Annotated in this window: 9 protein-coding genes; 4 read left to right on the forward strand and 5 right to left on the reverse strand. The window is 66.6% G+C overall.

Annotated features, from left to right (window positions below; all coding sequences use genetic code 11):
• Positions 1–6 precede the first annotated feature (6 nt).
• Positions 7–2,385 carry a TonB-dependent receptor gene (locus tag MG068_RS07645; RefSeq protein WP_132809799.1) on the reverse strand — a complete coding sequence of 793 codons (2,379 nt, stop codon included), beginning with the start codon at positions 2,383–2,385 and terminating at the stop codon, positions 7–9.
• A 150-nt stretch (positions 2,386–2,535) separates the two neighbouring features.
• Here MG068_RS07645 and MG068_RS07650 point away from each other — a divergent pair, with 150 nt between their 5' ends.
• Positions 2,536–4,065, forward strand: a complete 1,530-nt coding sequence (locus MG068_RS07650; RefSeq protein WP_132809800.1) for an OmpA family protein — start codon at positions 2,536–2,538, stop codon at positions 4,063–4,065.
• 12 nt (positions 4,066–4,077) lie between these two features.
• Here the strand turns inward: MG068_RS07650 and MG068_RS07655 are convergent, their stop codons facing one another.
• Together MG068_RS07655 and MG068_RS07660 are read right to left on the reverse strand one after the other, a co-directional pair.
• A complete protein-coding gene (locus tag MG068_RS07655) occupies positions 4,078–5,004 on the reverse strand; it encodes a c-type cytochrome (RefSeq protein ID WP_032128430.1) in 927 nt (308 codons plus the stop codon).
• Positions 5,001–6,347 (reverse strand): c-type cytochrome, encoded by a 1,347-nt coding sequence (locus MG068_RS07660; RefSeq protein ID WP_132809801.1) that lies wholly within the window; start codon positions 6,345–6,347, stop codon positions 5,001–5,003. Before MG068_RS07660 ends, MG068_RS07655 begins: the two co-directional genes overlap by 4 nt.
• Positions 6,348–6,532: 185 nt before the next feature.
• Between MG068_RS07660 and MG068_RS07665 the strand changes: the two genes are divergently transcribed.
• Positions 6,533–7,651, forward strand: a complete 1,119-nt coding sequence (locus tag MG068_RS07665; protein WP_132809802.1) for an alpha/beta fold hydrolase — start codon at positions 6,533–6,535, stop codon at positions 7,649–7,651.
• Positions 7,652–7,733: 82 nt separating this feature from the next.
• Here the strand turns inward: MG068_RS07665 and MG068_RS07670 are convergent, their stop codons facing one another.
• Entirely contained in the window at positions 7,734–8,873 is a 1,140-nt protein-coding gene (locus MG068_RS07670) for an MFS transporter (RefSeq protein WP_132811122.1), read from the reverse strand.
• A 184-nt stretch (positions 8,874–9,057) separates the two neighbouring features.
• Here MG068_RS07670 and MG068_RS07675 point away from each other — a divergent pair, with 184 nt between their 5' ends.
• Complete coding sequence (locus MG068_RS07675; protein WP_049400455.1) at positions 9,058–9,753, forward strand: alpha/beta hydrolase; 696 nt, start codon at positions 9,058–9,060, stop codon at positions 9,751–9,753.
• A gap of 147 nt (positions 9,754–9,900) precedes the next feature.
• Positions 9,901–12,105, forward strand: a complete 2,205-nt coding sequence (locus MG068_RS07680; RefSeq protein WP_132809803.1) for a TonB-dependent siderophore receptor — start codon at positions 9,901–9,903, stop codon at positions 12,103–12,105.
• 52 nt (positions 12,106–12,157) lie between these two features.
• Here MG068_RS07680 and MG068_RS07685 read toward each other — a convergent pair whose 3' ends face one another.
• Entirely contained in the window at positions 12,158–12,859 is a 702-nt protein-coding gene (locus MG068_RS07685; RefSeq protein ID WP_049461316.1) for a pirin family protein, read from the reverse strand.
• Positions 12,860–12,904 lie beyond the last annotated feature (45 nt).

The following is a 12,904-nucleotide window of genomic DNA, read 5'->3' on the forward strand; positions in this document are numbered from 1 at the left end:
GCTCACTCACAGGTCCACACGGAAGGAGATGCCGACAGTGCGCGGGGCGCCGATGAAGGCGTTGTCGCGGCCGTCCACCCCTGCAAGATACCGCTTGTCGGTGAGGTTGCTCACCACCAGGTTGGCACCCATGCCCTTCAGGCGCGGCGACAGGCCCTGCAGGTCGAAGCCGATATTGGCGTTGAACACGGTGGCCGAGGGCAGCTTGTTGACGTTGGCGGCATCGAGGTAGCGCGTGCCGAGGTAGCGACCGGACAGGCCGAAGTTCCAGTTTTCGCCCTGCCAGTCGGCCGACAGCACCAGGGTCTGCTCGGGCTGTCCGATCACCTTGGCGCCGTCGACGATGCCCAGCTGGGTATCACGTGCGGCATCGCCACTGCCCAGGTACTTGGAGCGGTTGTAGGTATAGGCGGCGTTGAGGCGCCAGCCGTTGTCCCAGCCATAGCCGAACGCCGCCTCCAGGCCGTTGCTTTCCACGCCGCCGAAGTTCTCGTAGACGCCGTCGGTCTCGCCCAGGTAATCGATGCCGCTGACGAAGCCGGCCGGCAGATAGACGATGCGGTTGTCGAACTTGATGTTGTACAGGGTGACCGAAGCGGTCAGCGGCCAGCGGCTGATGCGCATGCCGACTTCGATGTTGTCGGCGGTCTCCGGCTCGACGTTGCGGAAGCGCTGCGGGTCGGTCTCGCCGAGCACGCCGGAGGGAATGGCGGCGAAGTTCTGCGAGAAGCCAGCGAACAGCTCCATGCCTTCCACACCGGGTGCCCAGGTGAAGCCGGTGGACATCAGCGGATCGGACTTGGAATCGGATTTGACGTGCTCGCTGGCACCGATCACGCGGCGGCGCGACTGGTCGACGAAGAACTGCTTCACGCCCAGGCGTGCGCTGAACGGCCCGAAGCGGGCCACGTCCTCGACGTAGTACATCTGCTCGTCAACCTTGTACTTGTCCTCGAACTGCACCCAGTACGGCTGATGGTCGAAGGCGATGTCCTGGCCGACGTTGAGCAGGCGATGCCAGTCGCGGCGCGCCGAGCGGTCCAGCTTTTCCACCCACAGGCCGCCGCGGATCGTGTTGTCGACCGCACCGAAGGTCTGCCGCCATTCGACGTCGGCGGTCACGCCCATGCGGTCGTTGTCGTAGTGGGTGTGGCGGTAGGACTGCGCGCCCAGCACGTTGCCCGCGTAGCAGTTCGGATCGTACTCGGCGGTGAAGCCCAGCCGTGGGGTGCAGCTGGCCAGGCGCTGCGCGGCGCTGCCATCGGGATTGACGAAGAAAATCTGGCCGCGGTTACTGCCGCCGTACACGGTCTTTCCACCGATGTACTCTGACTCCGGGCGACCGGCACCATCATCGCTGACCTGCGCCAGGTAGGGGGGCAGCCAGTCGCCACGACCTTCCATGCGGTGCCCGTAAGCCGCCACCGAGGCCTTGAAGCCGTTGCCGCCGTCGAAGGCCGCGCGCAGGTAGCCGAAGGTGTTCTCGCGCAGCGCACGCGAGCCGGAACGGTAGTTCTGGTCCAGGTACGGAATGCCGGTGAGGGTGCCGCCCAGGTTGTCGCGGTCCGGATTGGTGGCGAAGCCCTTCGGCGAGACGCTGGTGTACTCCGGCTCGTCGGCATCGTTGTAGGACAGGTAGCCGGTCAGCGTCCAGCGATCCAGCTCGGTGATGAACTTGCCGGCGATGTGGTCGTTGCTGGTCTTGCCGCTGCCATCGATCCAGTCGTGCACACGTGCGGAAGAAGCGCTGACCCAGGCGCGGGTATGCCCGCCGAGCAGGCCGGTGTCGTAGCGCACGTAGTACTTGCGCACCTCGTTGTCACCGGCACCGACCACGAAGCGCAGGCGGCTGTCCTGCAGTGGGTCGCTGGTGAGGAAGTTGAGCGTGCCACCCAGCGCCTCGTTCGAGCGCGAGGAGATGTCGGCAGTGCCCTGGCTGACTTCCACTGTTTCCAGGTCCAGGGTATCGATGTAGCGGTTGGCCAGCGAACCGCCACCGTAGCCCGAGCCGCCATTGGGCAGGCCGTCGATGGTGGTGCCGATCTGCTGGGTGTCACGGTTGGTCACGAAGCCGCGCATGCTGATCTGCGTGCCCCACACCGACGAACCGGTGGCATCGGCCTCGCTGACCACCACGCCGGGCACTTCGTTGAGCGCGTCGTTGACGCTGCTCATCACCGTCTGCCGGTTCAGTGTTTCCGCGCGCACCGACGTCTTCGCGTAGCTGGTGGCCTGACCAATCACCTGTACCTGGTCGAGGGTACGCGCATCGCTGCTGCGCGCTTCGCCCGTATCGCCCTGCGGTGCTTCTGCGAGGGCGTCCAGGGCGGGGGCGATCAGCAGGGCCAGCAGCGAGACACGGGGAAAACGCGCAATCGTTCGCATCGAAACCGGACCTTCAGAGGGAGGAAACCCCGGAGTGTCGGCAGCGCCAATGACATCGGGATGACGTGGCAGCGCAGGAACGATGGCACTGTGGGGGCGGTCACGGCCTTCGGGTATGCTCGGCGCTTCAATGGACCTGAGGTGGTGGCGATGCAGAAGCGATCGAAGATCTGGCTTGGAGGTGCAGCCCTGGTGCTGCTGGCAGGGTGCAACCGGACGCCCTCGGATGGAGAGGTGGCACCGCCTGCGCCAGCCACGGCGGACGAGGCCGCAGCACCGGCCGCCGCCCCAGCGGGTTCAACGGCCGCCGCCGACGGCACCGCACTCACCGACCGCGATGGCAAGCCGGTGCCGCTGGTGCCTTTCGACACCGGCAGCGTGCCGCTGAGCGACACCGCGCTGGGTGAGCTGCCGTTCTTCAGCCTGCCGCAGGGCTACGCGCCGCAGAACGCCCCGCACCCGCGCGCCTGGGCGCGCTTCCCGTTCCGGATGGGCGAGGGTGTGCATTGGGCGGAAGGTCCGAGCTGGTCGGCACGCATCGTGACCGACAGTGAGGTGGCCCCCGACAAGGCGTTCTCCGCGCTGGAAGTGCAGCGCAACTTCGACGGCGTGATCACCGCCGCTGGCGGCCGCAAGGTCTTTGAAGGCACGCTGCTGCGCGACATCTACTACGGCCCGCAACTGGAAGGCGAGATCGGGGGTGGCTTCATCGATGCGGTGAACGGTGAACAGGACGCACCCACCACCGTCTACGTGCTGCGCCAGGCCAACCGCACCGTGTGGGTGCAGCTGGCGGTGGACAGCAACGGCGCCGGTCTGGTGGTCGTGGATGACGTTCCGTTCAAGGCCACCGCGCAGTGGTCGGACAGTTTCCCGCACCTGTCCCTGCCGGCCGGCTATCGTGAGCGCAACACGCCCGAGCAGCGTGATTTCGATGCCTTCCCGTTCTGGACCGGAGATCACTTCGAACCGGTCGAGGGCCGCACCTTCGCTGCCGATTTCGACAAGGGCGAGCGCGAATACTCGATGCATGAAGTACGCCGCAACCTTGAGGCGATGATGGCCCAGGTCAACGGCACCAAGGTGTTCGAGGGGCGCATCCCGCACGAGGCGGCCGAGGGTGTGTCGAAGCAGGTGCAGTCGTCCTACGGCAACGCGGCCAGCTACAGCTGGGACAACTACGACACCGTGGTCTATCGCGTCGATCTGGCTGACGGCCGCCAGGTGTGGGTACATGCTCGCCTCGAATACCTCAGCGCTGGCTGGGTCGTGGTCGAGCGCAAGGGTTTCACCCAGACCGCGGCGCTGCTGCCGGCCGATGCGTTGAAGAAGAAGCTGGACAGCGACGGCCGCGTGGCGATCCAGGTCAACTTCGCCACCGACAAGGCGCAGATCCTGCCGACGTCCGAACCACAGCTGGCGCAGGTGCTGGACCTGCTGCGTGCCGATCCGTCGCTGAAACTGTCGATCGAAGGCCACACCGACAACAGCGGCGCGGCCGCGCACAACCGCAGCTTGTCCGAGGATCGTGCGCGGTCGGTGGTGGCGGCGTTGACCGCCAAGGGGGTCAACGCCGACCGCCTGCAGGCGGCCGGCTTCGGCACCGACAGGCCGGTGGCCGACAATGGCAGCGAGGAAGGCAAGGCGCGCAATCGCCGGGTCGAGCTGGTCAAGCGCTGAACCACGCCCTCCTCAGTACCGCGCGTCCTTGGGTTTCGGGTCGCGCGGCCAGTCCTTGGCCTTGTTGGCGAAGTCCGGCCGCGGTTGGTTGATGAAGTAGCTGGCGATGTCCACCGCATCCTGGTCGGGCATCACCTGCTGCCCCAGTGGCGGCTCGCGGGTCACCGCCGGCGGCATGTTGTGCTTGACGAAACCGGCCGCCTTGTACAGGCGCGCCATGCCGGCGCCGATGTTGAAGCTGTGGTCGCCCCACAGCGGCGGGAAGGCGATATCACCGCTGGCGTCGCGCCGGCCTTCGCCGTTGTCGCCATGGCAGGCGGCACACTGCACGGCGTACAGCGCCTGGCCACGGATCGGGTCCGGGGTCAGCGTGCTGTCGATGGGGCCCTCGCTGGGGGCGGCCACCTTTGCACCGTCTGGCACGGGACTGCTCAGCCACGCCATGTAATCGAGCATGGCGCGCATCTGCGGTGAGTCCTTCGGTAGCGGCTTGCCGTTCATTGAGCGCTGCAGGCAGCCATTGATGCGCTCGGTCAGCCCGATCACCTTGCCCGGGCGCGGCATGTAACGCGGATAGGCGCCGCCGCCGGTGTTGAAATAGTGGTTGCCGAACGGTCGCTTGCCCTCGGCCATGTGGCACGAATTGCAGTTCAGATCGTTGCCGACGTTGTCCGGCAGCAGCCGTGCGGTCTCGTTGAGGAGGCGGCGGCCAAGCATCACCGATTCGGCATTGCCGAGCCCGGCGATCTCCTCGGCGCTGGGTGCGTGGTAGTGGCCGACCACCTTGCCCTGCGCATCGAGGATATCGATCGTGCTGGCTACGGCAGCATCCAGGTCCGGGTACAGATGGCGATAGGCGAGGGTGCCGGCGCCGGCCAGCAGCACGAGGGTGACCACGCTGCCGACCAGCAGGCGGGAGCGTTTGCGCGAACGTTTCATCGTGCGGCCTCCTGCGGAACGTAGTGCACCGGCTTGTCACGCACCACCCGGCGCATGCGCGCCACGTCGACCTCGCTCACCGCGCTGGCCTGGTTGCCCCAGCTGCTGCGGATGAAGGTCAGGATCTGTGCCAGCTGCGCATTCGGCAGCTGCTCGAAGCCGGGCATGGTGAAGGCCATGCGGTCTTGCGGGGTATGCGGCGTGCGGCCGCCGATCAGGGTCACCTGCACCAGCGAGCTGGGGTCATCGGCGAACACGATCGAGTTGCCGGCCAGGGCGGGATAGACGCGCGGCATGCCGCGCCCGTCGGCGCGGTGGCAGGCCTGGCAGTGCTCGGCATAGGCCAGCGAACCGGCCACGCGGTAGTCGCCGCTACGCAGTGCGGCGGTGGTGGTGTCGGTACCCGGCGACCACTGCGCACTGCGGCCCTCGCGCGCCGGCAGCTGTTTCAGGTAGCGGGCCATCGCCAGCAGGTCGGCGTCGGACAGGTACTGCGTGCTGTGCTCGACCACGTCGGCCATGCCGCCGAAGGCCGCGGAGCGATCGGTGCGTCCGGTGCGCAGGAAGTCGACGATCTCGCCCTCGTTCCAGCTGGCCAGACCGGTTGATTCATTGCGCAGGTTCTTCGCATACCAGCCTTCCAGCACCGAGCCGGACAGGAACTGGCGGCTGCCATCATCGGCCATCGCCTTTTCCTGGAACGCCAACCCGCGTGGCGTGTGGCAGGCGCCGCAGTGGGCCAGGCCTTCCACCAGTTCGGCGCCGCGCTGCTGGCTGGCATCCAGCGACGGATCCGGGTTGAACGTACGCGGGCGTGCGAACAGCAGCTGCCACCAGGCCAGTGGCCAGCGCATGTTGGCCGGCCAAGGGATCGTGCTGTCGGCGTTGCCCTGCTTCACCGGCTGCACCGAGCCCATGAAGTAGGCGTACAGCGCCTTGATCTCGGCATCGCTGGCGATCACGTATGAGGCATACGGCATTGCCGGATACAACGGCTGCCCATCGTGACGGATGCCGCGACGGACCGCGCGCTCGAAGTCGGCGTAGTCGTAGGCGCCAATGCCGGTGTCCGGATCGGGCGTGATGTTGGTCGAGTAGATCGTGCCCATCGGCGTCTGCATACCGAGGCCACCGGCGAACGGCTTGCCGCCCGGCGCAGTGTGGCAGGCGGCGCAGTCGGCGGCGCGCGACAGGTACTGTCCCTGCGCGATCAGCGTCGGATCGTGGATGTCGACCTGCGCCGTCTGTCGCGGTGCGAACCAGTAGGGCGTGGTGCGGGCGATGCCGTAGGCGGCGGCCAACGTGGCGGCCAGGGCAATGGCGAGCTTGAGCGAGGTGCGCATGGCGGCACTGTGGGCAATCCCGCGCGCGCGTTCATTGATCCGGATCAATGACTGAACGGATACAGCTTGTACACCAAGCTGAATCGTTCCTGCGCTGTCATCAAGCCGTCATCCGCGCGCGATAGATGACCGGTCTATCGGGGCGTTAACGTCCCAGCCTGTCTGATTCACCCCTATGACGTGATATGAAGCGCCTGCTGCTGCTGTTGCTGGCGTGCGCCGGCCTGTGGTTGGCTGCATGCTCCTCCTCCATCAATGCCTCGTCCACCTCACTCGCCGATCGGCTGATCGCACCGGGTGGCGTATCGACCCTGCTCGATCGCCCGCGCATTGCCGCGGCCATCGCCGAACTGCCCAACCGCCATGGCTTCGCGCCGGGCCGCGATGGCGTGCCGATATTCTGGCGTGTGTTCGATCCCGGCGATTACGGCGCGCGTTACCACTACCTGCCGCAGCGCCATGAGAACGGCCTGCCGCTGGATACCGGCCTGAGCCTGGCGGTGCCGCAGCCGTTCCGCGCGCAGACGCCGCGCGGCACCGTAGTGCTGCTGCACGGCTGGATGATGAACGGTGATTCGATGCTGCCGTGGTCGCTGCAGCTGGCCGAGTCCGGCTACCGCGTGATCACCCTGGACCTGCGCAACCATGGCCAGTCCGGTGCCGGTCCGTCCGGATACGGCACCTACGAATCCGATGACGTGGTTGATGTGATCGGTGAGCTGCGTGCACGCGGTGAAGTGACCGGTCCGTTGTACCTGTTCGGTGTGTCCTACGGCGCGGCCACGGCGGTGTTCACCGCCGACAAGCTGGGCGACCAGGTGGAAGGCGTGGTGGCGATGGAATCGTTCGCCAATGCCGGTGTGGCGATCCGCACGATGATCCCGCACCTGATGGGACTGCAGCCGGAAGGCCTGAAGGCGCAGGCGGTGGCGTCGTACGCGCGCTGGCGCTACGGCGGCCAGGACATCAACCAGGTGATCGCCGCCGCCAGCCGCCGCATCGATGTTGACCTGGACCGCGTGGACGTGGCGCGCGCGTTGGCCGATACCCGCGCCTGCGTACTGCTGCTGCACGGGCAGGGCGACCAGCACATTCCGGTCAGCCAGGGCCGCGAACTGGCCCAGGCCAATCCGCGCGCGCACTACATCGAGATGCGCGGCGAGGACCACATCACCCTGCCGCTGCGACTGGACCTGCTGGCGGGCGTGGTCGATGACTGGATGGCGCGCGACGAGCACCATCCGCAGAGTGCCTGCCCGGCGCCCCAGCTGCCGGCCCAGGCCGAGTGGCTGACACGCAGCTGAGAAAAGGGGACGGAGGGGATTAAGTCGTTTCCCGCACAGCTGGGCCAGAAACGACTTAATCCCCTCCGTCCCCTTTTTTCTGTCAGGCCACCCGTCTTGCCAGCGAGCGCGCAGACGCCGCGACGCCCAGCAGCAGCGCGGCCACGCACAGGAAGGCGAAGCCGAGGCTGGTAGCGTGTGCGAGTGCGCCGATCGCTGCCGGTCCGGCGAGGATGCCGGCGTAGCCCAGCGTGGTGACCGCAGTGATGGCGATGCTCTCCGGCATCACCCGCTGTTGGCCGGCCATCGAGAACAGCGCCGGCACGATGTTGGCGCAGCCCAGCCCGACCAGTACGTAGCCGGCCAGCGCCACCGGGAACGATGGCACCAGCGTCGCCAGGGTGAAACCCGCAGCAGCGGTGATGCCGCCGAAGACCAGGGTGCGGGTCCGGCCGAGGCGCTCGACGATGCCGTCGCCGAACAGGCGCATCGCGGTCATCGCCAGGGTGAACAGTGCAAAGCCGGCACCGGCCTGGTCACGTGGCACCTGCCGCACTTCGGCGAGGAACACCGCGCTCCAGTCCAGCATCGAGCCCTCGGCGAGGAACACCACGAAGGCCAGCACGCCGATGAACAGCACCACGCCATGCGGCAGTGCCAGCAGGGGGCCTTCATGCAGGATCCGTTGTGGGCGCCAGTGCGGTGCCGACAGCACTGCCACCAGCAGCAGAGTGGCCACCGAAACCAACGCGGCCAGCCACAGCGGCGTACCCAGGATCAGCATGCCGGTCATGCAGCCGGCGCCGACGAAGCCGCCGATGCTGTAGAAGGCATGGAATCCGGACATCATCGCGCGCCCGGCGTCGCGCTCGACCGCGACCGCCTGCATGTTCATCGCACAATCCAGTGCACCGACGCCGGCGCCGAACACGAACAGGGCGGCGCCCAGCGCTACCGGAGAGGGCGCCAGCACCAGCAAGGGCAGGGCGCACAGCATCGTCGCGCAGGTGATCACCATCACCCGGCGGCATCCCAGCCGCCCGGTCAGCGCACCTGCCAGTGGCATCGCCAGCAGTGAGCCGAGCCCGAGGCACAGCAGCACTGCGCCGAGGCTGGCGTCGGACAGCCCGGCCTTGGCCTTGGCGTAGGGCACCATCGGTGCCCAGGCGGCGGTGGCGAATCCGGGAATGAAGAAGGCAGCGCGGGTGGCGTGCTGCTGGGCACGTGGGGATGAAGGCGTCATGCGCGATACGAAGCTCCAAGGATCATCCATGAAAACGTTTTCAAGCGGGATCGGCAAGTGCCATGCATGACATCCAGCGACGCATACGATTGCAGTGACCCGAATGCGTCACCGCTGATTAACGCCAAAGACGGACAGTGGCGACACGGTCGGCATCCCGCCGGCCGCTGCCGGAGATCCGTACATGAGCACGACACCGACCATCCTCCTCGTCCATGGTTTCTGGGGTGGGGCCGCACACTGGGCCAAAGTGATCCTGGAGCTGCATCGCAACGGCCATGACCGCGTGCAGGCGGTGGAACTGCCACTCACCTCGCTGGCCGACGATGCCGGCCGCACCCGGAAAATGATCCGGCAGATCGACGGGCCGGTGCTGCTGGTCGGCCACTCCTACGGTGGTGCGGTGATCAGCCAGGCCGGCAACGAGGCCAACGTGAAGGGCCTGGTCTATATCGCAGCGTTCGCCCCGGATGCCGGCGAGAGCCCCGGTGGCATCACCCAGCAGCATCTGCCGGAAGCGGCACCGAACCTGGCGCCGGACAGTGATGGTTACCTGTGGCTGCGCGCCGACAAGTTCCATGAAAGCTTCTGCCAGGACCTGAGCGACGATGAGGGCCGGGTGATGGCGGTGACCCAGAAGGCGCCGCTGGCCAGCACTTTCGGTGATGCGGTGAGCGACCCGGCGTGGAAGCACAAGCCGAGCTGGTACCAGCTGTCCCGCCATGATCGGATGATCGCGCCGGAGAACCAGAGGGCAATGGCCACGCGCATGCAGTCCAAGCGACTGCTGGAGCTGGATGCCAGCCATGCCTCGCTGGCCTCGCAGCCGAAGGACGTGACCGCACTGATCCTGGAGGCCTGCGCCGCCATCGGCGGCTGAGCCTGCGGCAGCGCGCCGCACCACAGCACACCGCACGACAGCCGGGGCGCAGGGGAGTACACTCCTGCGCCTGCGGCCATCCGGCCTCATCCCCATCCCGCCTCCAGCCGCCGCCAGAGGATCCCACCCGATCGTGGAGGTCCCGCCGTGCTGTCTGTGCCTGATGCCCGTATTCCGTCCCCATTGCCGCGTCGCCGTGCGTTGCCGCAGGCGCTTGCCCAGGGCCTGCTGATCACCGCACTGGCCAGCAGCGGCATCGCAGCCGCGCAGTCCGCCGCCGAGCCGGACAAGGCCGCCGAGGCCCCGGCGTCGCAGACCCTGCAGACCGTGCAGGTCACCGCCAACCTGCTCGGCACCATCACCGAGGGCAGCGGCGCGTACACGCCCGGCACCATCGCCACCGCCACCCGCCTGGTGCTGACGCCACGGCAGACCCCGCAGACCATCAGCGTCATTACCCGCGCTCAGATGGACGACTTTGGCCTGAACGGCATCGATGACGTGATGCGGGTGACCCCGGGCATCAGCATCGTCACCTACGACAGCGAGCGCACCGAGTACTACGCGCGCGGCTTCGCCGTGCAGAACTTCCAGTACGACGGCATCCCGATGTCGCGTGACTCGGCCTATTCGGCGGGCAACACGCTCAGCGATACCGCGATCTATGACCGCATCGAAGTGCTCAAGGGCGCGACCGGCCTGCTGACCGGCATGGGCGATCCGGGCGCGACCATCAACCTGGTGCGCAAGAAGCCGGGCAAGGAGTTCGCCGGCAGTGCGACGCTGGGTCTGGGCCGCTGGGATGACTATCGTGCCGAGATCGATGTTGGCGGCCCGTTGACCGCCGATGGACGCGTGCGCGGTCGTGCGGTGGGCGCCTGGCAGGACAAGCATTCCAATCTCGACTTCTACCAGCGCACCAGCAAGGTGGGCTACGCGGTGCTGGAAGCAGATCTGGGCGAGCGCACGCTGCTGACCGTGGGTGGCGATACGATGGACAGCGACCCGAAGGGCTCGACCTGGGGTGGCATCCCTCTTCTGGACAGTGCCGGCAACTTCAATGACATGCCGCGTTCGTTCAACAACGGCACGCGCTGGAGTGGCTGGCGCCAGTATGTGCGCACCGGCTTCGCCACGCTCGAGCACACCTTCGCCAACGACTGGGTGGCCAAGCTGCAGCTCAACCACCAGGTCAACGGCTATGACGCGGCGCTGGCGGGAGCGGCCGGTGGCAATCCCGATCCGGTCACCGGCGAAGGCGTGTCGTTGTGGCTGGGCAAGTACGTTGGCAAGACTGTCAGCAACGCGGCCGACTTCTACCTGAGCGGTCATTTCGGCCTGTTCGGCCGCGAGCATGAGCTGGTGGTCGGTGGCAGCGCCTCGCGCAAGCGCTGGACCAATACCGGTTACTCGCCGCAGCCCGGCTATCCGACCGAGGTGCCCGATTACCGCGCATGGCAGGGCGACATTGCGGAGCCGCAATGGCAGCGCAGCTACGATAACAACGAAGTGACGCGCGAGAATGGCGTCTATGTGGTCGGTCGTTTCGACGTGGCCGATCCACTGAAGGTGATCGTGGGCAGCCGCCTGGCCAGCTACCGTTCGCCGCAGACGCGCGAAACCGGCGTGTTCGTACCGTATGCCGGCGTGGTCTACGACCTTGGCGAGCACTATTCGGTGTATGCCAGCTACAGCACCATCTTCAAACCGCATAGCGAACGCGACGAGCAGGGCAAGGCACTGTATCCGCTGGAAGGCCGCAGCTACGAGATGGGCCTGAAGGCCGAGTTCCTCGATGGGCGCTTCAACGCCAGTGCGGCGCTGTTCCAGCTCGACCAGGACAACTTTGCCCAGCCCACCGGCGGCAAGACACCGGACGGGCAGGATGCCTATCGCGCGCTGATGGGCGTGCGTACCAAGGGCTACGAGCTGGAAATGTCTGGCCAGCTGGCGGAAGGCTGGCAGGTGCAGGGTGGGTTCTCGCACAAGATCGCCCGCCAGGCCGGTGCCAAGGTCACCACGCTGGAACCGGAAAACCAGTTCAGCCTGCACACCAGCTATCGCCTGCGTGGCGACTGGAAAGGCCTGACGCTGGGCGGTGGTGCGCGCTGGCAGGATTCCACTTTCGGCGAGATCACCAACCCGGCCACGCAGGCCAAGGTGGTGCATCGCACCCAACCCTACTGGCTGCTCGATGCAATGGCGCGCTATGAATTCAACGATCGCCTGTCGGCCACGCTCAACGTCAACAACCTGCTGGACAAGCGGTACTACACGATCTTCAGCTGGTACAGCACCTATACCTGGGGTGAGCCGCGCAACGTGCGGTTGAGCTTGAATTACAGGTTCTGACGCGGCTCTACACATACGCCCGCGATGCTTTTCGGCATCGCGGGCGTTGTCGTTACAGCGGCAGGTCGAACACCAGCACTTCGGCGTCGTTGCCGTTTTCCAGGGTCAGCTGCGCTTCGTCGCTGACCTGCAGTGCATCACCGGCTTCCAGTGTGATGCCATTGACCTGCAGCTGGCCTCGGGCCACCTGCACATAGGCGCCACGGCCGTTGCCGAGGGCGTGGTGCAGCTTCTGGCCGCCATCGAGGATGGTGGCGAAGATGCGGGCATCCTGGTGGATGCGCAGCGAACCGTCGGCACCGTCCGGCGAAGCGATCAGGCGCAGCTGGCCGCGCTTGGTTTCCGGGGCGAAGTGGGTCTCCTCGTAGGACGGCGTGATGTTCTCGGTGTCCGGGAAGATCCAGATCTGCAGGAAGTGCACGGTCTCGTCGGCGGAGTGATTGAACTCGCTGTGGCTGACACCGCTGCCGGCGCTCATGCGCTGCACGTCGCCGTAACGCAGCACCGAGCCGGTACCCATCGAGTCCTTGTGCTCCAGCGCGCCGCCCAGCACATAGGAAACGATCTCCATGTTGCTGTGGCTGTGGGTGCCGAAGCCCTGGCCGCCGATCACCTTGTCTTCGTTGATCACCCGCAGCGGTCCGAAGCTGACGTAGCGGGGGTCGTAGTAGTTGGCGAAGGAGAAGGTATGGCGCGAGGACAGCCAGCCATGCTCGGCCAAGCCACGGGTAGCGCTCTTGCGGATCTGCAGCATGATGGAATCTCCTTGTTCGATGGTTTCGATGGGGCGGGGTGGGCC

This window comes from Stenotrophomonas sp. ASS1, assembly GCF_004346925.1.
Taxonomy (GTDB): Bacteria; Pseudomonadota; Gammaproteobacteria; order Xanthomonadales; family Xanthomonadaceae; genus Stenotrophomonas; species Stenotrophomonas maltophilia_A.